This window comes from Paenibacillus sp. 01T431 (genome assembly GCF_056398625.1).
Map to the genome: position 1 here is coordinate 296,087 of NZ_JBFTPT010000007.1, position 20,528 is coordinate 316,614.

19 protein-coding genes and 1 pseudogene are annotated in these 20,528 nt (G+C 44.1%); 10 read left to right on the forward strand and 10 right to left on the reverse strand.

Translation table 11 applies throughout. The features are described from left to right. Positions 1–9 precede the first annotated feature (9 nt). The 4 genes from AC1DM9_RS15400 to thrS all read right to left on the reverse strand — a co-directional run bounded on the left by AC1DM9_RS15400 (position 10) and on the right by thrS (position 4,807). Complete coding sequence (locus tag AC1DM9_RS15400) at positions 10–684, reverse strand: methionine ABC transporter permease (protein ID WP_076268553.1); 675 nt, start codon at positions 682–684, stop codon at positions 10–12. Beyond that, on the reverse strand, positions 674–1,702 hold the full coding sequence (locus AC1DM9_RS15405) for a methionine ABC transporter ATP-binding protein (protein WP_441881101.1): 1,029 nt from the start codon (positions 1,700–1,702) through the stop codon (positions 674–676). The genes AC1DM9_RS15400 and AC1DM9_RS15405 overlap by 11 nt, the downstream gene beginning before the upstream one ends. 73 nt (positions 1,703–1,775) lie before the next feature. Then, positions 1,776–2,600: a MetQ/NlpA family ABC transporter substrate-binding protein gene (locus tag AC1DM9_RS15410; RefSeq protein WP_441881102.1), complete on the reverse strand. Its 825-nt coding sequence runs from the start codon at positions 2,598–2,600 to the stop codon at positions 1,776–1,778. 293 nt (positions 2,601–2,893) lie between these two features. After that, positions 2,894–4,807 (reverse strand): threonine--tRNA ligase, encoded by a 1,914-nt coding sequence (gene thrS, locus AC1DM9_RS15415; protein ID WP_477580947.1) that lies wholly within the window; start codon positions 4,805–4,807, stop codon positions 2,894–2,896. 504 nt (positions 4,808–5,311) lie between these two features. Between thrS and AC1DM9_RS15420 the strand changes: the two genes are divergently transcribed. Continuing rightward, positions 5,312–5,716 carry a CBS domain-containing protein gene (locus AC1DM9_RS15420; protein WP_441881104.1) on the forward strand — a complete coding sequence of 135 codons (405 nt, stop codon included), beginning with the start codon at positions 5,312–5,314 and terminating at the stop codon, positions 5,714–5,716. Between the two features lie 78 nt (positions 5,717–5,794). On the opposite strand, the gene AC1DM9_RS15425 is transcribed toward AC1DM9_RS15420, so the two are convergent. Continuing rightward, the gene (locus AC1DM9_RS15425; RefSeq protein WP_477580857.1) at positions 5,795–6,682 is read right to left on the reverse strand and encodes a LysR family transcriptional regulator; all 888 of its coding nucleotides are present in this window, start codon (positions 6,680–6,682) and stop codon (positions 5,795–5,797) included. 113 nt (positions 6,683–6,795) lie between these two features. Between AC1DM9_RS15425 and AC1DM9_RS15430 the strand changes: the two genes are divergently transcribed. Continuing rightward, positions 6,796–8,181 carry an MFS transporter gene (locus AC1DM9_RS15430; protein WP_477580949.1) on the forward strand — a complete coding sequence of 462 codons (1,386 nt, stop codon included), beginning with the start codon at positions 6,796–6,798 and terminating at the stop codon, positions 8,179–8,181. Here AC1DM9_RS15430 and AC1DM9_RS15435 read toward each other — a convergent pair. Both AC1DM9_RS15435 and AC1DM9_RS15440 read right to left on the reverse strand, forming a co-directional pair. Next, complete coding sequence (locus AC1DM9_RS15435) at positions 8,158–8,790, reverse strand: type 1 glutamine amidotransferase family protein (protein WP_477510727.1); 633 nt, start codon at positions 8,788–8,790, stop codon at positions 8,158–8,160. The two genes, AC1DM9_RS15430 and AC1DM9_RS15435, sit on opposite strands and share 24 nt — an antisense overlap. 119 nt (positions 8,791–8,909) lie before the next feature. Next, positions 8,910–9,692 carry an AraC family transcriptional regulator gene (locus tag AC1DM9_RS15440; protein ID WP_477580859.1) on the reverse strand — a complete coding sequence of 261 codons (783 nt, stop codon included), beginning with the start codon at positions 9,690–9,692 and terminating at the stop codon, positions 8,910–8,912. A 105-nt stretch (positions 9,693–9,797) separates the two neighbouring features. Between AC1DM9_RS15440 and pyk the strand changes: the two genes are divergently transcribed. From pyk to AC1DM9_RS15455, 3 genes are all read left to right on the forward strand, one after another. Further along, on the forward strand, positions 9,798–11,213 hold the full coding sequence (pyk, locus tag AC1DM9_RS15445; protein WP_076268562.1) for a pyruvate kinase: 1,416 nt from the start codon (positions 9,798–9,800) through the stop codon (positions 11,211–11,213). A 206-nt stretch (positions 11,214–11,419) separates the two neighbouring features. Continuing rightward, positions 11,420–11,716, forward strand: a complete 297-nt coding sequence (locus AC1DM9_RS15450; protein WP_076268563.1) for a hypothetical protein — start codon at positions 11,420–11,422, stop codon at positions 11,714–11,716. Positions 11,717–11,958: 242 nt separating this feature from the next. Beyond that, the gene (locus tag AC1DM9_RS15455) at positions 11,959–12,333 is read left to right on the forward strand and encodes a hypothetical protein (protein ID WP_076268564.1); all 375 of its coding nucleotides are present in this window, start codon (positions 11,959–11,961) and stop codon (positions 12,331–12,333) included. A 42-nt stretch (positions 12,334–12,375) separates the two neighbouring features. Here AC1DM9_RS15455 and AC1DM9_RS15460 read toward each other — a convergent pair whose 3' ends face one another. The 3 genes from AC1DM9_RS15460 to AC1DM9_RS15470 form a co-directional block, all read right to left on the reverse strand. Further along, on the reverse strand, positions 12,376–13,788 hold the full coding sequence (locus tag AC1DM9_RS15460) for an MDR family MFS transporter (RefSeq protein ID WP_430055893.1): 1,413 nt from the start codon (positions 13,786–13,788) through the stop codon (positions 12,376–12,378). 10 nt (positions 13,789–13,798) lie between these two features. Then, positions 13,799–14,224, reverse strand: a complete 426-nt coding sequence (locus AC1DM9_RS15465; RefSeq protein ID WP_339206240.1) for a MerR family transcriptional regulator — start codon at positions 14,222–14,224, stop codon at positions 13,799–13,801. A 178-nt stretch (positions 14,225–14,402) separates the two neighbouring features. After that, positions 14,403–15,347, reverse strand: a complete 945-nt coding sequence (locus AC1DM9_RS15470) for an acetamidase/formamidase family protein (RefSeq protein WP_477580862.1) — start codon at positions 15,345–15,347, stop codon at positions 14,403–14,405. Between the two features lie 365 nt (positions 15,348–15,712). Here AC1DM9_RS15470 and AC1DM9_RS15475 point away from each other — a divergent pair. The 5 genes and pseudogenes from AC1DM9_RS15475 to AC1DM9_RS15495 form a co-directional block, all read left to right on the forward strand. Beyond that, positions 15,713–15,892, forward strand: a pseudogene (locus AC1DM9_RS15475) (family 4 glycosyl hydrolase); the annotation flags it as partial. Positions 15,893–15,934: 42 nt separating this feature from the next. Next, entirely contained in the window at positions 15,935–16,828 is an 894-nt protein-coding gene (locus AC1DM9_RS15480; protein WP_477580864.1) for a hypothetical protein, read from the forward strand. 85 nt (positions 16,829–16,913) lie between these two features. Continuing rightward, the gene (locus AC1DM9_RS15485) at positions 16,914–18,140 is read left to right on the forward strand and encodes an ROK family protein (protein ID WP_477580866.1); all 1,227 of its coding nucleotides are present in this window, start codon (positions 16,914–16,916) and stop codon (positions 18,138–18,140) included. Between the two features lie 129 nt (positions 18,141–18,269). Then, positions 18,270–19,544 carry an ABC transporter substrate-binding protein gene (locus AC1DM9_RS15490; RefSeq protein WP_477580868.1) on the forward strand — a complete coding sequence of 425 codons (1,275 nt, stop codon included), beginning with the start codon at positions 18,270–18,272 and terminating at the stop codon, positions 19,542–19,544. Positions 19,545–19,688: 144 nt separating this feature from the next. After that, positions 19,689–20,510 (forward strand): carbohydrate ABC transporter permease, encoded by an 822-nt coding sequence (locus AC1DM9_RS15495; protein ID WP_477580870.1) that lies wholly within the window; start codon positions 19,689–19,691, stop codon positions 20,508–20,510. Positions 20,511–20,528: the final 18 nt, after the last annotated feature.

Consider the following 20,528-nt stretch of genomic DNA (forward strand, 5'->3'; position numbering starts at 1 on the left):
ACGTTTCAACTAGTGCTTGCGCAGCTTCTTTGATATGCGGTTGCCCGCTGACTGCATCAGCTGCACGAGCAAAATAAGAATAATGACGCAAACGTACATCACGTCAGGCTCCCAGCGCTGGTAGCCGTACCTAATCGCCACATCGCCTAAACCGCCTGCGCCAAGTACACCCGCCATCGCTGTTGCGCCGATTAATCCAATCGTTGCGATGGTTAAACCAAGCACGATCCCAGGTCTTGCTTCCTTCAAAATAACCCGCCAAATGATTTGCCGGCGCGAGGCTCCCATCGCTTGAAATGCTTCAATAACACCGGGATTCACCTCCAGCAAAGCCGATTCGATAAGCCTCGCAATATAAGGCGCAGTATAAAAGACAAGCGGAACGATTGCTCCTTTCACCCCGATTGTCGTATGCACAATCCATTTCGTAATAGGAATGATCGCTATCAAAATAATGATGAACGGGACAGAACGCAGCACATTGATGACTGCGTTTAACAGATGATAGAGCACCTTGTTCTCATAAATATGATTTGGACGCAGCACGACTAGGCAAATGCCCAGAAACAAGCCAATAATAGTGGAGAAAAACAAGGAATAGACAACCATCGCCGCCGTTTCCCCTAGCGCTTCCGTGTATAGATCATGGTTCTCGGCGAGGCTTCTGAAGAAGCTATCCAGCATGCTTAAGCACCTCCACCTGCATTCCGTTTTGTACCATGTATGCAATTCCTTCTTCTATGGCAGTCGATTCGCCCGGCAAACTAATTAAGAGAAAACCAAATATGGTATCTTTAATTTTCGTTATATTCCCGTACAAAATGCTTGGCCGAAGCTGATAGCGCAGCGTCAAATCTGCGAGTATAGGCTCGCTTACGGTTTCGCCAATGAAAGAGATGCGAAGCAGATGTTTCGGCTCTGCAGGGTGGTTGGCTTTGTAAAGCAGCTCCTGCGGCAAATCCGCATCAAACACGCTTTTCGTAAATTTTTTGGTCGTATCCGTTTGCGGTTTCGTAAACAGCTCCAAAATAGAGCCCTGCTCTACAATGATGCCGTTCTCCATAACGGCTGCTCGATCACATATCTTTTTCAACACATACATCTCATGGGTAATCAGCACAATCGTAATCCCATAGGAACGATGAATGTCGAGCAGCAAATGCAAGATCGAATCGGTCGTCTGCGGATCAAGTGCCGATGTCGCTTCATCGCATAACAAGATTTCCGGCTCGTTGGCAAGCGCCCTTGCAATCGCCACACGCTGCTTCTGCCCTCCAGACAATTGAGCGGGGTAGCTGTCTCGTTTATCCGTAAGTTCCACAAGCTTCAGCAGCTCGCTTACCCTTGCTTCAATTTGTTTTTTGGGGACACCTGCAAGCACGAGCGGAGAAGCTATATTTTCATAGACGGTACTCGACATAAGCAAGTTAAAGTTTTGAAAAATCATCCCGATTTTCCGCCGCATAATGCGCAGTTCCTGCTCGCTAAGCGATGCCAGATCCGTGTCATTTATACGTATACTGCCAGCAGTCGGCCGCTCCAAATAGTTGATGCAGCGTAGAAGCGTGCTTTTGCCTGCTCCGCTGTAGCCGATAATGCCAAAAATTTCCCCTTTACGAATATGCAGATTCGCGTCCTTAATTGCATGGATGTTCTGTTTGCCCTGTTGATACGTTTTGCTGACATTTTCGATCCAGATCACTGTACAACCCCGCCTCTGCTAAAATGTTAAAAAGGTCTCTTCATCTAAGAAGAGACCAAGGTCTATTTTCGAGTTACCAAGATGCGACAATGTACGTGCCGTATTTTTCTTCTACGAATTTCTTGACTTGGTCGGAATGATAAGCCTTAATCAATCTTTGGAATACCGGCTTATCCTTGTCCTCGGTTCTTACTGCAATAATATTTACCCAAGGAGAATCCTTTGGCTCAATAAAAATGGCATCCTTCGTTGGCACAAAACCCGCTTCTACCGCATAGTTGGTGTTGATTACTGCCGCCGTCAGATCGCCAAGCGCTTTCGGTATGAATGCTGCATCCAGCTCCTCAAATTTCAATTTGAGCTTGTTTTCTGCGATGTCGCGAACAGTCGCTTTAATGCCAACGCCTTCTTTTAACTTGATCAGTCCAGCGTTTTCAAATAGAATCAACGCGCGTGCGCCATTCGTCGGATCATTAGGCAGGCCGATGACATCGCCTTCCTTTATTTCAGAAACGTCTTTGATTTTTTTGGAGTAGAAGCCGATTGGAAAATTAAGCGTGTTTGCGATCTTCACCAAATCAAGGTTGTTATCCTTCTTGAATTGATCGAGATACGGCTCATGCTGGAATGCATTGGCATCAAGCTCGCCTTCCGCCAGCACTTTATTCGGCTGTACATAGTCATTGAATACAACAAGCTCAATATCGAGGTTATCCTTAGCCGCAACTTCCTGCACCTGTTTCCAAATCTCTTCCTCAACGCCTGCCGAAATGCCTACCTTAAGCTTCGCTTTCTCTCCTTCTCCCTCTGCACCGCTCAATTCTGATTTGTTGCCGCACGCGGCAAGCACAGCGGTTAATACCAGTGTCAGCATAATCAATACGATCTTTTGTTTCATATGATCTCCCCTGCTTCCTATTTGTTTTTCAAGCTGATTACATGTCTAGAAAAACAGAAAAGCTCTTATTCCACGATGCCGGCTGTTTGCGCCGTTCCGTGAAATAAGAGCTTTTAGTCGTCTAATCAGCTCGATTTCTTATAATTCCGATGAGCTTACTATAGATTATATTTATTGCTTCTGTCAACGATTTTATTTGTCATTCAAGCGCTAGCTCTTCCATGGATGACCAATTCCAACGTGGAACGGCTGCCGCTCCGTTATTGCACCATGCTGCAGCCGCGCTAGCCATCTTACGATTTAGCCTGCACCTCATCCTTAATCCGCTGTACAACCTCAGCAATCGCTAGTGATCCGAGATCACCTTCGCCTCTTTTCCTGATGGCAACGCTGCCCGCGTTTTTCTCACTTTCACCGAGTACCAATGTGTAAGGCACCTTTTCAAGGCCAGCCTCGCGAATTTTATAACCCAGCTTCTCATTCCGTGTATCCACTTTAGTGCGAATGCCCGCTTCAGCGAGTGCTTCCTTCACCTGCAAGGCATAATCGATATATTTCTCCGAGACAGGCAGCAGCTTAACCTGAACAGGTGCGAGCCATAATGGGAATGCTCCTGAATAATGCTCTGTCAATATACCGATAAAACGATCAATCGATCCATATACCGCACGATGAATAACGACAGGGCGATGCTTCTGGTTGTCTTCGCCAATATAGGACAAATCAAATTTCTCAGGCATTTGGAAATCAAGCTGAATCGTGCCGCATTGCCAGCTCCGCTTCAAAGCATCGAGGATATGAAAGTCGATTTTTGGCCCATAAAATGCACCGTCGCCCTCATTTACGCGATATTGAATATTGCGGCTGTCCAGTACGCTGCGCAGTGATTGCTCCGCTTGATCCCATAGCTCCTCGGAACCCATTGAGTCCTCTGGTCTAGTCGACAGCTCAATTTTGAAATCAAAACCGAATACGCCGTAGATATGGTCGATCAATGCGATCGCATGGCTGATCTCTGCTTCAATCTGATCAGGCCGCACGAATATATGAGCATCATCCTGGCAAAACGTACGCACCCGCATCATGCCGTTCAGAGCACCCGAGTACTCATGGCGATGAACCTGGCCAAATTCCGACATCCGAATCGGAAGCTCTCTATACGAATGCAGACTGTTTTTGAAAATCAGCATATGCCCCGGGCAGTTCATCGGTTTTAGCGCATAAGCCGTGTCATCCACATTTGTAAAATACATATTGTCCTTATAATGATCCCAGTGACCCGATTGCTCCCACATCCGCTGGTTCATCATAAATGGCGTGCGTACTTCCTCATAATCCCGCTGCCGCTGCTTCTCGCGAATCAGGCTCTCCAGCTCCGTACGAATTGTCATGCCGTTCGGCAGGTAGAACGGCATGCCCGGCGCCTCTTCTGAGAACATGAACAGCTCCAATTCCTTGCCCAGCTTGCGGTGATCACGCTTCTTCGCTTCCTCCAGCAGGTGCAAATGCTCATCAAGCTGCGCCTTTTTCGGGAACGACGTGCCATATATGCGCTGCAGCATTTTGTTGTCCGAATTGCCACGCCAGTAAGCGCCTGCTACACTTAGCAGCTTGAACGCCTTGATGCGTCCTGTGGAAGGTAAATGAGGACCGCGGCAAAGGTCAACAAACTCGCCTTGCTCATACAGCGAAATAATGGAATCGTCCGGCAAATCACGAATTAACTCCAGCTTGAGCGGCTCTTCCTCCTGTGCGAATAAAGCTGTCGCTTCCTCGCGACTCACTTCACGACGCGTAATAGGCAGGTTTTCTTGAATAACCTTGCTCATCTCCGCTTCTATCGCAGCAAGATCATCTGTAGACAACGGCTTCTCGATATCAATGTCATAGTAGAAGCCATCCTCAATAACAGGACCAATCCCAAGCTTCACAGTCTTTTCCCCATAGATACGCTTTATGGCTTGTGCCATCACATGCGCTGTACTGTGACGGTAAATCGCTAAACCATCAGCACCATCAAGCGTTATAATTTCAACGCTGCTGCTTGCTAGGATGGGCTCGTTCAGATCGACGAGCCTGCCATCGACTTTTCCCGCGACTGCATTTTTGCCAAGGCCAGTACTGATTGATTCCGCCAATTGCGCGGCGGTTGTCCCCCGTGGATACTCCTTAACTGTTCCATCCGGTAATGTAATTGCAATACTCATCATGCAGCCTCCGATCGAATGTAGTTGAACGCAAAAAAAACACATCTCTCCCACCAAGGGACGAGTGCGTTCAGCTCGTGGTTCCACCCTCATTCGATCTGCTGCTTTATATGACTGGCTATCCGCCAGACTTAAAGTTACAGCAAGATCCTTATTGAGCACCCGGTAACGAGGATGAATCGGTGTTATTTACAATCGCTTTGTGCAAACAGCGGGTTCAATAACACGGCTACAAAGGGGTAATTACACAATCGGTTGCTGGAGAAGCTCTCAGCCTTAGCCTCTCTCTCTGGACAGCTCGTATAAGGTAATCATGTCTTTGGTCAAAGCCTATTTATGGGTAAATTGTAATTCGAATGTTCCAATAAGTCAACTGCAGCCAAGTATTCATGGAAATAAGCATAATTTTTAGCATTTTTATTCGATCATTTTAGACGTGCCCAGTCACTTCCACATGCACCATCGGACAAAATATGCTTTAATATACCAAAGGAGCGTGATTCAATGGACATCAAATCGTTTCTATTTCCAAAAAACGAGGTCTCATACCTCATGACATCCTCTAATATGAAAGAAGCCATAGATAAATTAGAGGCTAGCCACTATACAGCCATTCCGATCTTGGACGACAATGGCTTATATTTCGGAACACTTTCCGAAGGGGATTTGTTATGGAAGTTGAAAGCCACACCCGGCCTCACCTTCGATACAATGCACGAAATTCCTGTCGTCTCCATCAAAAAACGGATGAAAGTCGAATGTGTCGCGATCAACGCCGATTTGGACGATATGCTGGCGCTGGCGGCCGATCAGAACTTCGTTCCCGTCGTAGACATCGATCGCGTCTTTCTTGGTATTATTCGCCGCAAAGATATCATCGAATACTATACCCGAAATATTTCTGATTAATTGGAAAAGCCAGATCATGCAAATCAAGAAGGCTGCCGTCGCCGGCAGCCTTTTATGATGAATTAGTGGTGAACACGCTTAAATGCTTTGTTTGGATAACGCTTCAAAATACGCTGCAACGACCTCACGAAATTCCAGAGCAGCTCGCGAAATATACCGATTCCTATGCCATAATAGCGCTATCTCCCGTACTAATTCGTGATTCTCTATTTGGAGATAATGGATTTGTTCCCGCGAATTCCTTGCCGTGCTGGGTATGAAGGCTATACCTATTTCGGCCTCTACAAGCATGCTAAGCCTTGCAGGTTCATCCCCCTCATACACATATTTTGGTACAAATCCAATCGATTCGCATAAAGAGTCAACTAAATCGCGCGTACCGTAACCTTTTTTCACTCCGACAAACCATTCATCCCTTAGCTCTGCCAAAGATACGCTGCTTCGATCTGCCAGCCGATGCCCCTTTGGAACAGCTACAAGGATCGGGTCGATAAACACGATTTGACATTCGATATCATCCCCTTCTATAGGAGGCGAGGACAAGCAAAAATCCACTTCTCCTCTATCCAGAAGCGTAACCATTTCCTGTGTGGCGAGCATTTGCACATGAAATTGAATATCAGGACGTTTTTTCCGAAACTCACGAAGGATATTGGGCAATTTGCTTGCAGTGGTCACTGCTAATTTGAGCGTGCTATGTTCCGGGCTGGATAAATCGCTAAGCTCCTGCTTCCCCTGCTCCAATTCAAACAATGCCCTTTCTGCACGGCGGAGGAATAGGCTGCCATACTCATTCAATCGCAAATTCCTCCCTATTCGATCGAATAAGGGAACCCCTAAATCCTCCTCCAAGCGCCCAATCGTTTTGCTTAGTGAAGACTGAGTAACGTGCAGATTGCGTGCAGCTTCGGTCATATGCTCCAAACGAGCTACCGTAAGAAAATATTGCAGTTGAAGAAGTTCCATTTTGCGCCCCCATTCATTCCCTCAAGTCAATGAGATTATAGCATCAAATGCGTTGGAATGAATAAATGATTTCAAGTACGATGACATTAATACGATTTGGGGGCGATTCAAAAATGAGTGTTCGCAGCAGGTGGTTAATGATCTCCGTTGGTCTAGGAATACTATTGAACCCATTAAATTCTTCGATGGTTTCAGTTGCTATTCCACGTCTGCAGCATGTATTCCAACTTGATTTTACAAGTGTTTCTTGGATTATTTTTTCCTTTTACATTGCAAGCAGCATCGCTCAGCCTATTATGGGAAAGGCCAGCGATTTATTCGGGCGCAGGAAGATCTTTCTTGCCGGCCTTGTTGTAGCCTTCGTTGCGTCATTACTAGCTCCGCTGTCACCAAACTTCGGATGGCTCATAGTGTTCCGCATTGTGCAAGCCATTGGAACAAGCATGATGGTTGCCGTTGGAATGGCTATTGTACGCATTCATATTACAGAGAAACAAGCGACTGCGCTGTCTGTTTTGTCCATCTTTCTATCGGGAGCGGCAGCCATAGGACCCTTTATTGGCGGGATCTTGATTCATTCGTGGGATTGGACGGCTATCTTTTTCGTCAATATTCCATTTGCGATAGCTAGCTTTCTATTAGCATGGAGAACTATTCCTATCGATGAACCGCAAATGCGCGCTGCAAAGGACATGTCTTTTCGTATGTGGTTTGATTTGATAGATGCGTCAGGAATCCTGCTCTTTACAGTAGGTCTGGTTGCCCTGCTCGCTTCATTGCTCTCAGCCAAATCATCTGGACATGTCTCATTCAGAAATGTCGTTGCCTTGCTGGTCGGACTTGCTGCACTTGGGGCATTCGTTCGACATGAGTTAAAAGCGGCGTCACCTTTTATTCCACTGCGCACATTCGCCAAATATCCTGCGATGACTTGGGTTAATGTAGAATTCATGCTCGTTAACGTATTATATTACTCGCTCTTTTTCGGGCTACCATCCTACTTGCAAATGGTACGCCATGTCAGTGAGTTCCAAACCGGGATTCTCATGCTAAGCTTAGGCTTATGCTCGCTAGTTACTTCTCCAATCGCAGGACGATGGATCGATAAATCAGGACCAAGACCAGCATTGCTGGTATCTGCCATACTCATGACACTTGGGTCAGTGTGGCTCGTCACATTGAATCAAAATTCACCGGTTATTAGCGTATGTCTAGCTTTGGCTGCATTCGGTATTAGCAACGGGCTGAACAATGTAGGGATGCAAGCATCCTTGTTCCAAAGCTCTCCAAAAGAAATAATCGGTGTAGCATCCGGATTATTTAATACATCCAGATACTTTGGAACCATCCTCTCCTCATTGTTGATAGGTATCGTTATGGGCGATACGTTCAGCTTCGAGGGATTTCATGTGCTTGGAATTATCCTCACGGTCATTGCGTTGTCTTTGGTATTCCTGAACCGGCGGCGCCGGGACTCAATTCGATACGGAATCCATTAATTCGAAGAAATATTTTGATTCATGAGTCTGATAAAGCTTAAACCAAGCCTGTAATGTATTTGGCGCAAAAACATCCAACAACTGCAGTACATGCATCGTAAATTCCAGCGGGGCTATACCTGATGCAGTAACTAAGTTTCCATCTGTTACTGCAGGCTCCGTTTCATAATATTTTTCTCCCGTATAATTAGGACAAACCATTTTCAAATATTCGAGATCGTTGCTTGTATGTCTTCTTGAGTCGAGCGCTCCCATCTTTGCAAGTCCCATTGTAGCGCCACAAATCGCTGCAACTACTGTTCCTTCTTCTAATGCTTTTGAAGCTTTTTTCAATATAGGCTCGTGAATGGGTTCCATCCAAGTATCTCCGCCTGGAAGAACGAGTACATCCATACTTTCCAAACTACACTCTTCAATAGAAATAGCAGGCAGTATTTTCAATCCTCCCATTGTAGTAATAGGATTTTTATCAGCACCTACTGCAATGACCTCTAAAGACGCTAACTCCTTTTTAAAATATCTCCCTGAGTTAAGCTCAGCAGTTAAATAACCTACTTCCCAATCTGCCATCGTATCAAAAACATAAAGATATACTTTTTTTGTCTGCATAATAAACACTCCTTTTGTAATATCTGAATACCCCTATTATAAAAAAACTTCACTGACATCCTCCGTCAGTGAAGTTTTTTAAACTTGATAAAAATCAATTAAACCAAGCAGAACTTCAATTAAACGGTTGAAGAGCGCTCATGCAGGAAATCAGAAGGAGAGCTGCCAACAATGCGCTTGAATATACGGTAAAAATACGAAACATCGTTATATCCTAAATAGTCGGCGATTTCACTAATCATCAGCTGCGATTCGGTCAGCATGTAGATCGCCGTCTTCATTCGCTGATTGTGTACATATTCGCTGATTGTCTGGTTCGTAACCGCCTTAAACAAAGTAGCCGCATAATTCGGTGTTGTATTAATGACATCCCCCAGTTCCTCCTTCGTCACCCTCTCGCGATAATGCGTCGAAATATATTGCTTCATGCTGTCAACACGCCGATGCTTGTCCGAGGAAATCATTCCGCGATCCTTCTCTTGATTGAGATAGACCAGTGCTTCCGTAAGCAGCGCCTCTGCCATGAGTTCATAATAAGGCGGTTTCTCCTTGTATTGTGTCCAAACTCCCCGCAGCCTCTCCTGTATCACTTCAAAGCGCCCGAGCCGTTGCTTTAATGGCTCTTCCAGCTGAAGCAGAGGAAGGCTGCACTCGGTAGCCATTTTGCAAAAATTGACCACATACTTCGTGTGGACGACCGTTGGAATGCTTTTCCCATAGTATGGAATATGCCCCGGTATAAGGAGCAAATCTCCTTTTTCCAAAATCACCTTCTCCTCGTTCACCCAATATACACATTTCCCATAAGTCACTAACGAGAGATGAAAGGATAACATGCGCCCCTCACCTTCCTCGTACCAATCCGCCCCGTTGTCCTGATGCACATCCATAATTGATAGCATAATGAACGCTCCTTAGAACCGTACTATTGTACATTCATTGTACTATAGTTCTTATCTCCTTTCGACTTTTCACGTTACAATGAAAAAAATAAGGAGGCCTACAACATGCTAAAAACAAAAATTATTTGTACAATGGGGCCCGCTTGCGACTCCGTTTCGACGATTAAAGAAATGATCCAAGCAGGGATGACCGTTGGTAGACTGAATATGGCTCACGGCGAATTAGAAGATCACGTTATGCGAATGAACAATATACGGCAGGCTGCACGCGAGCTGAACACTTTTGTTCCCATTATGATGGATATTAAAGGTCCTGAGGTGCGGATCGGCAAGCTGAAGGAAGCGTCTTGCGAGCTGGTGATCGGTGAAGAATTGATTCTCACGACGGAGGATGTACTCGGCGATGCGACTCGTCTTCCTGTAAACTATTCCGAGCTTCCGCTTGTCGTAAAAACAGGCGACCGGATTCTCATTGATGATGGACTTGTTGATCTGACAGTAATGTCGGTGGAAGGTAACGATATTCGTTGCAAAATCGTGAGCGGCGGCATATTGAAACCTCGCAAAGGCGTTAACCTGCCAGGCATCAAAACGACGCTGCCAGGCGTAACGGAGCGCGATGTGGTGCATATTCATTTTGGCATCAAACATAATGTTGAGATCATTGCTGCTTCCTTCGTAAGAAAAGCAGAGGACATCTTGGAAATCCGCAACATTCTTGAAGAAGCAAATGCAAGCCATGTACAAATCATTTCCAAAATCGAAAACGCTGAGGGCATGCAAAACCTTGATGCAATTATCGAAGCATCCGATGGCATTATGGTTGCGCGTGGTGATCTAGGCGTAGAGGTACCGATCGAAGACGTGCCAATGATGCAGCGTGAGATGATCAACAAATGTAATCTAGTGGGCAAGCCGGTTATCGTTGCGACACATATGCTGGAATCGATGCAGGTTAACCCGCGTCCGACTAGAGCAGAAGTAAGCGACGTAGCCAATGCGGTTATTCAAGGCGCTGACGTCGTGATGCTCTCCGGCGAGACAGCAGCTGGAAAATACCCTATCCCATCCGTACGGACAATGGCTTCCATCGCAAGAAAAGCGGAATCCATGATCGATTATAAAGAGCAATTCGATAAAAAGAGATCGCAGCAAAGCACGAACATTACGGAGGTAATTAGCCAAGGTGTCGTTAGCTCCTCGCTTGAGCTGAGCGCCAAAGCAATCCTTACTTCAACGGAAAGCGGCTTTACTGCTCGTATGGTATCCAAGTACCGTCCGATGTCACCAATTATCGCGATAACGCAGCATGATCATGTGCTTCCAAAAATTTGCTTGCTCTCCGGCGTTATTCCGGTTAAAGGCGATGCAGTAACAACAACAGACGAAATGTTCGAGTCCGCTATCCGCAATGCTAAGCTGACTGGACTTATTGATACAGGCGATATTATCGTGCTTTCCGCTGGCGTGCCAATCGGCCAAGCAGGGGCAACCAATCTTATCAAAGTAGCACAAGTATAAGTAAGTATTTCGCCAAAAATGGCATGATATCAAAAAGCTGCGCCGTCCGAGGACGATGCAGCTTTTTACTCATATAAATGCAGCCCGAACGACTCAACATAACGATACTTTCATGAAGCTTTCACAAATGACATGCTTTCCTATGCCTTTTGGAGCATATTATAATAATAACAACACATCGTTTCTACACTTAGGAGGGAATGGGTATGAAAAAAGAACATACCGTTCATTTCAAAATTATGCATGGCTCGGCAACCAAGACGCTAACCGGACTCATGTACCTAGAAGAAAACACAAAACCAACTGTTCAAGATTATCAAGAAGTCCTGAAACAATGCGGACATGATGTACATATCGAGAATGAAGAGCAGTTTATTTTCCGCTCCAACAACCCAGCAGACGACTATTTGATCGACGTTCTTGAAAACTATAAGAAAAACGACAAAGATCTACATGCTGACCATCTCGCACAAAGCTTTGTAAAAAAGACGCCATTCCTATAGAAATATTACTAGAATAGGAGCAGAAAGACTGTTTCGGGTCAAATGACCTCATGAAACAGCCTTTTTTTATCGTACAAAATAAACTGTTTACGACTTTGACAGCTGCTAAAGTACCTATTCCTTAATAAGGCTTTGGAAATATTTTCATGTTGAATTGGTTGTGTTATGCTTCTTCTAGGATTATAAAAGCTTAGAGTCAGCATGAAGCTATACCGTTCATGATCCATGAAAGTTGGTGATTCGTGAGTACAAATGAAAGTATCACCTTAGTTGTCATTACCCTCATTTCCGTGCCGCTTTTCCTGCTTGCCTTCATCGTCATTCGGCAATCGTTTAAGGATACTCGGGAAACTAAATTTATTTTGAAACATGGCGAATCCTTTGACGCGACTGTGAGCTCCATACAAAAAACCAATACGGAGATTAACGGTCATCCTGAGGTTTTTATCGGATTAACGATTCCAAGAGAGCATGCAGATCCTTATCGCGCCATCATTAAAACCGCCATTTATATGGTTAATATTCCTCAGTATCAGCCTGGCCGCAAAGTAAAGGTGAAGGTGCTGGAGACTAACGGCAAAATTAAGGTCGCCTTGGAAGGCGCACATGTATTTTAACTTCCATGAAATAAGAAAGAGCGCCGCAATCGGCGCTCTTTCTTATTGTACTGCAGCTGCCTTTCGTTTCCGCAGCAATAGCGTAAGTGGGATAGAGCAAATAATAATAATCGTCCCCAGATGGAAAACATCCTGAACGCTAAGCGATAGCGCAATGGTTTTGGACGATACACCGTCCTCCAAATGAGCAATCGTCTGCGCTGAGAGGATCGTGCTGAACAAACTAATCGATAATGCTGATGTCCCCTGCCTGATCCAATTCATCACCGCAGAGGCATGACCTGAATTGACGCTTGGTACAGCAGACATCGCAGCGTTCGTCACGGGCATGTTGCTGAAGCCAATCCCCATATAACGAATAGCCACCCATACCGTAATAAATGCCGCGCTTGTCGCCACATTTGCATGGCTAAGCTCCCATGTGGCTAATCCCATTAGCAGCAAACCGATGAAGATTAGCCTCGATGGTCCTATTTTGCCATAAAGCCTGCCTACTGCAAGCGAGATTAATACCATCGCAAGTGTACCTGGAAGCATGACCATCCCGGTAGTAAAGCTCGACTCCCCCTTAATATTTTGCATGAAGATCGGTACGAGTAACGTGCCTGCATATAAGGAAATCGTTATACAGCAGTTTAGTATGACTCCGTAAGTAAACCTCGGGATCTTCAGTACTCGCAAATTTAATAAAGGATTGCTTACTCGCAGTGTCCGCACCACAAAATAAGCAAGCACAACTAAACCAGCCGCGATCATTCCGAGTGTTTGCCAGCCAGCCCAGCCCCAATTATGCGCCTCGCTAAATGCGACCAGCAACGCGCTTGTTCCGATGAGAACCGCGCCAAACCCGATCCAATCCAGCTTAATCCCGGTGCTTAATCGGTAATTAGGAATGTACTTGGCGGCAATAAGCACAGCAATAATGCCAATCGGAATGTTCATTAGAAATAATGATTTCCAGCCATAAATTTCAGCAAGCCATCCGCCTATCGTCGGCCCAAGCGCAGGAGCAAGCATCGCTGACACGCTCCAGAAGCTGACGGCAACAGCCTGTTTTGATTTCTCAATGGTCTGGTAAATGATTGTCATCGTTGTGGGCATAATAATTCCGCTGAAGAATCCTTGCAAAATCCGAAATGCAATAAGAGATTCAATACTCCAAGCGAAGGTACAAAGCGCAGACGTTAAAGTAAAACCGGCTAGTGCGATCACATATAATTTTTTGTAGCTCCATTTATCACCCATAAAACCGATAATCGGAGCAATAATACCTGTTGCCATCATAAAACCGGATAACATCCATTGCACCGTGTTTAAACTGGCATGAAAATCATCCATAAAGATAGGCAACGCCACATTTATCGTAGTTGTACTCAAAGAGGCCATGAAGTTGCCGAAAAAAACGGCAATCATAATGGTCCAAAATGACGAAGCTGCTTTTTGCGAGGTATCCACATTCATGCTCCTATTCCTGTAATTGATCTAAAGCCTTCTGTACACGCTTCTCTGTTTCGGTAAGTTCTTCTTTAAACTGCTCCATACGTTTAATTTTCATGTCGATCATCGTTTTTTCCTTATGGAGCACCTGTGATATTTCGAAAAGCTTCAATTTTCGCGCTTCGCGATCCTCACTCGTACGATATTCACTTTTCTGCTGCTCAATGAGCGATTGAAACTCCATATACTGCTGAAGCTCTGCAAGCGAGAAACCGAGCACCTCTTTTACGAGCAGTATTTTGTTGATTTTCTCTATATTTTCCTCTGAATATAACCGAATACCGCCTTGCGTCCGCTCCGGTGCAGAGATTAAGCCAAAATCCTCATAATACCGAATGGCGCGTTTCGTTAATCCAGTACGCTTGGCTACTTCTTCAATTTTTAGCAAATCCAATGTCGAGCACCTCCGAATTTTCTACAATAAGCATACTCCTAGTGACAGTTAACGTCAACGTTAACTTTTGGGGGAGCAATAGTGATGGAGCAGCAGCTTTGCAAATAACTTGCCGTTCATAAGCAAAAAAAACAATCTGAGACATAACTACATGTTCCAGACTGTTTTTTGATCTCAGTTATATCGATGACTTGAAAACGCCATGCGGCAAGCAAGCGTGAATGCCTTTAATGCCATTCACAATTTGAGTAATCTTTAAGTCAATAACCGAGCTTCCAAGTGCGATCGCTTCCACTCGGTTTAAACCATATAATTCACCCATAAGATCAAGCATCCCATCCAGCGCCTCGACGGTGGCTTCATTTAAGTCTTCATGAAAACCAAACGTAATCCAGCCTGAAGGCGTATTCGCTCTAGGATTCGTCAAAACGATGTCTTCCTTCACCGTTATCGTTACGTCAACTAAATCCATTGGAGACTCAATCGCCTGACAGCTAATCTCCCCATCGCCTTGACGAGCGTGGCCATCTCCTATGGATAAATAACCTCCGTCTACAGAGATCGGCAAATATAATGCGCTTCCTTTGACAAGCTCCTTGCAATCGATGTTGCCGCCGCAGGCGCGAGGAGGAAAAGTGGAATGAATACCTGGACTATCCGGGGGCATCCCAATCACGCCCATAAAGGGTTGTAGCTCTACCGTAAACGATTTGTCATTAATGAGACAGGTTCCCGTCATCCATTCCTTGTCTAGTTTCCAATCGAGGGAAATCTCTTTATATTCGGTTAGCTTTAGCTTTTGATTTTGCCAATTTGGATATTGGCCTGCTGCTGTAAAGCCGTATGATCCTGGAATGATATCATTAAATCTAATCTCAAGGGTCATTCCTTTTTTTGCTTCTTTGATAAATAAGGGACCAATTAAAGCGTGACCACTATCGATATCCTGTCTTCTTGAAAAAGGTTTATATCTATCTTGATTGCTTGTACCTGTACCCCAGCCTGCATCCAGCGTTTGAAAACGAATGGAATCACCTGATTCGATCGTAAGCAGCGGAGTCACTTCTGTTGTAAACGAGCCAATTAGGGAGCCTTGCGCCAATTCGATTTTGTGAACGGTCATGAATGATCCCTCCAAAAAAGCTAAATTGCCTTTCAAATTTATATTACCATAATTGGAAAATTAATAGTTGTATTAAGAGAGTCCATCTCGATTTCGCGCATTTTTTGTCCTATCGGTTGGAACCTCCCCCATGGACTACATACAGTAAGATAGTATTATAAAATCGTTCTTTATCATAAGAAGAACGATTTTTTTTATTTTACAATAGAAGTAAGGCTAAGCGGGATGAAGATCATGCGCTTGCCAATATCTTTTTGATTTGAATAGGAGTGTGAACCAAAATACAGATATAGATTAATGATGTGTATGTTTTAGTGTTACAACCATTTAGGAAGTCCAAACCATGACGGAGCAGAAAAAAAGGGTTGAAAATAGCGGTTATTGGAGGCGGTTCCTCATACATTCCTGAGATTATTGAGGTTTTTATTAATAAATATGATGAAATGCCCATTCGTGGGCTGTGACTAGTTGATAGTGAAGAAGGCCGCCATAGACTGGATATTGTTGGTGAACTAGCCAAAAGGATGGTCAAAAAATCAGGTTTGGGTTACCTCTGCATGGTAGATGAATAAAAAGGATGGAATCTATTGAATATATTGTTGGCCTTTTGCGCTGTTCTGATGTTCATTATTCAGACGTTAGCTTTGAAACAAATGAGAAGCACGAATAACAATGAGGGATTATCCTCCTTTTTCAAACGGAGTTCGGCTTATACGGCGATAATTGCTATTGGCTTTTTTGTATCATGGCTCATGTCAGATTTGAATGGCATCCATACCGCTACGCTTGTGCTTGGAGTGTTTTATGGGCTTGTTTTTGTACTTACTGTTTTGTTCTATTCCTGCGCTATGAATACGGGACCGTTATCTTACTCTGCTTTTTATTTCTCAGCAAGCCTGCTTCTGCCTGTTGTTGCAAGTGTTGTACTTTGGAATGAGCCGATGACCGGCATGAAATTTATGGGTATTGCTCTTTTTATCCTATCCTTCTATTTCATCAATGTGTTTGGAAGCAAAGGGCAAGAAGCAACAGGAATGAAATGGTTAGTTTATTGTCTTCTTGCCTTTATTTTAAATGGTACCTTGCCAATCATCATGAAATGGCAGCAGACGTTACTTGAGGGGCATGAGCTGATTCCCTTTATGTGTGTAGGATTTGGATCGGCGTTCTTATTTTCACTTAGCGGTATTCTTTTCACTGGGGGATTCCAAAGACAAAGCAAGCCAATTCCTACTGTACGACAGCTTCGTATTTTGACGCTGTACATTGTAGCCATAGCAGGATCAACCGGTACTGGAAATGCGATAATAACGTATTTGTCAGGACGAATGTCAGGTCTTCATTTGTTTCCGCTCGTCAATGGAAGTATGATTGTGCTTCTAACGATCCTCTCCGCTGTTTTATTTAAAGAGAAAATGTCTCGTGGCGGCATCATCGGAATAGGCATTGGCTTGCTCGCCATCGTGTTTGTGAGTATGTAAATAATAGTTATTGACAATCATAATGGCAAATCTTATTATTTAATTAAGTTTATTTATTAATCAATTTTAGAAGAGAGGTTGTCGTTTGTCCAAAGTATCAGCAAAGCAGAAACATGTAAGAATCATGAATCAAAATTTAATCATAGATGCGATTAGAAGAGATGAAAGCGCTACAAGAAGTGAGCTGTCAAAGCTGTTGAAGCTGAGTGTACCTAGCGTTTGCACGAACGCAGATCAATTGGTTAGGTTAGGCATTCTAAGGGAAACAGAGGATGGCTTCACAGGTGTGGGAAGAAAAGCAAGCCGTTTGCGGTTGAATGATAACTTTGGCTATATCATCTCCGTTGATCTAAGCAATCCTTGTATTACGGTGGGCATTTCAAATCTAAATCCAATTATTATTCAAGAAGTGAAATTCGATATTGAACAATATGACATCAACCAGTTAATGGAGCTAATAATAAGCAAGATTGATGAACTTCTTGTTAAGAGCAGTGTATTAGTAAATCAATTGCTTGCTATATCTATCTCTATACCAGGTCAAGTGGATAATGATTTAGGTATCGTAAAGTGCGGATCGTATCTGGAGCGACTCGGCACTGTGAATTTCAGAGAACCGCTTCTAAATAAATTCGGTGTTAGAGTACTGGTACAAAAGGATATCAATTCTGCTGTTCTAGGTGAAATAAAATTTGGAGCTGCACAGGGACACGCAAATGCTGTGTTTGTAAGCGTTGATGTGGGTGTGGGTCTTGGTATTGTGCTTGGAGGATCGTTGTATCCGGGGAAATTTCATCTTGCAGGTGAAATAGAAAATTACATCGTGAACGTAGAGGCAGAGAATACGGAACGACAAGATGGGATATTTGAGAGCTCTCGGTTGCGCGATTTGGTTACAATAGAAGCTTTGGTCAGATCGGTTAGAGCAGAGCTGGAGGCTGGGGGCGAAAGCAGACTGCTTAAAGCTGTGAATGGCGACATCGCTAAGATCGATTTTAATCACATTATAAAGGCGACATTAGAAGGAGATGCCCTTAGCGTTAAGCATGTGAAGCGCTGTGCAAAGATTATGGCTGCCTTCGTAGCAAACATGCTATTTTTACTTGATTTGGATACCGTTATATTGGGTGGTGGGTTCGTCACCCTCGGTTCGGCTTACACCGATACAATACGGGATGAAGTTAGGCGTTTAGGGCTAGGAAATACGGCTATCGTGGATACGGCGCTCAAGACGAAAGCTGTTTTGATTGGCGGGATTGCCATTGGATTGGAGACTATGTTCAGTGAGCTGCTGGAGGAGCAGGAGGCTTAAAACCTCCTATCCCTTCAATTAGTTAATTAAGTTTATTAATCAATAATAAACTAGATTGTTCCTTGGGCGTTTTAAATGAACGCGTTCAAGTTTCAATATATGAATTCATTTTAAAAGGAGAGTTGAGTAATGAGGAAAAAGGTGGCAAGCAAGACAACAGCACTAGTACTTATCTTCGTAGTATTTGCAGCACTGATGGCAGCATGCGGGGGATCCAAACAAGAAGAGAATGGAGCATCCGAGAGTAAAACAAAAGAGATAACGCTTCGGGTAGCGACATCATTCGCTGGATCTGATCCATGGGTTCCAGCTTGGACGGAAGCTATTAAACAGTTCCAAGAGGAAAACAAGGGCATCAAAATTACGGATGAGTCAACGCCGGTCAATCAAGAAGCATTGCGTACGAAAGTGAAAGCGGATGCAGCAACTGGCAATCTAGCCGATGTCATGTTTTATTTCAATGGCAGCGAGACAGCTATTCTAACCGAATCGAAAGAAATTGTTTCCTGGGAAGATGAATTTGCTAAAGATCCAGATTGGGCGAAGCAATTCAATAGCGGGATCATCGAGAAGGTCAAGTATGAAGGCAAACTCTATTCTCTCCCCTATATCGGCTTCTATGAAGGCTTGTTCTGGAATAAAGAGTTATTCGACCAGTATCAACTCGAAGCTCCAACAACCTACGATGCTTTTATAAAAGCGATAGATACGTTTGCAGCTAATAATATTGTACCATTCGCTACATCGCTCACAACTCCATATCTGCAAGAGGCTTTGGTTCTTTCACAGGTTGGGCCAGAGGGACAACAAAAGGCTTATGATCCATCATGGGCACCAGCTCTTACGATCTTCAAAGAGTTGAATGATAAGAAAGCGTTTCCTAAAGATGCACTCACGCTGGATGATGAAAAAGCGCAATCTTTATTTGCAGGCGGGAAAGCGGGAATGATGTTCAACGGTTCATGGACAGCTGCTGGTCTGAGTACAAATCCTGCTTTTCAAATTACACCATTCCCACTCGTACCGGGTGGTAAGGGTGAGAATATGATTGTATCTGGATTTGGTTCTGGTTGGTATATGAAGAAAAATACCGATCAAGCCAAATATGATGCGGCTCTAGCTTTTGTGAAATTCATGACATCTCCTGAAACGGCTGGCAAATTTGCAGCAATAGGCGGAACTTATGCAGTCGATACACAACAATCCAGCAGCACCGCACAGCTTCTGATTGACGGCAACAAGATGGTGAGTGAGGCAAAGGATTTCGTTATGCCAATCGATTCTTACGTTTCTAGGGAATCGTATACCGAGTTCTTAAAAGGTGTTGCTTATGTGTCAGCAGGAAGAAAAACAGCCGAGGAAATTCTAGATGAAGCCACAAAATTAAACAACAGAAACAAGTAGTTGTTTCAACATGCCCCGGGATATCGGATTGCCGGCTCCCGGGCAAATGGCAGTATGTAATCCAAGCTATTGCTTATGAAGAGGAGGCGTTCAGTTGTGATATTCAGGGACAAGAGATACATTGTGCTTTTCCTGGCGCCAACGATGCTATTATTATTCACCTTTCTTTTGTATCCACTCGTACAATCCGTTTATTATAGCTTCACCGAATGGTATAACTTCTCAAATACGAAGAAGTTCATAGGATTCGGCAATTACAACCAGCTCATTCATGACCCCGTTGTTTGGATAGCGCTAAAAAACACGTTTATATTGGTGATCGGTGCCGTATTCCTGCAGGCTGGAGGAGGTTTGGTCCTTGCGCTGCTAACCGACAGCATCAAACGAGGATTTAAATTTTTTAGAACGGTCTTTTTCTTTCCGATTGTTATCTCTGGTACGGCGATTGGCCTCATGTTCTCGCTCATTTACAACTACGACTATGGACTCTTAAATGCCATTATGAGAGGGCTCGGTCTGTCTGAGCAAATATGGCTAACGGAGAAAAGCGCGATCTATTTGGTACTCATACCGATTCTATGGCAGTATGTTGGATTTTATTTTGTTATATTCCTGACCGGAATGTCGAAGATTCCAGAGGATATTTATGAATCAGCTATGCTGGACGGTATTACAGGAATAAGAAAATCCATCTATATTACACTTCCATTATTACGAGATGTCATTGCTTCTTGTCTTACGCTCGCCACGGCTGGAGCATTGAAAGTATTTGATGTCGTATATATCGTGACCAAGGGTGGTCCATTGAATTCCAGTGAGCTGCTCAGTACTTACATGTACACGAAGGCATTCAATGGGCAAAACGCAGGTTATGCCAGCACAATCGTCATTGCGATGATGATACTCGGTATTGTCATAACCGTTGTGTTAAATAAATTAGTTAAAAAAGAGGCTGTCAGCTACTGATGATAGACAACAAACAGC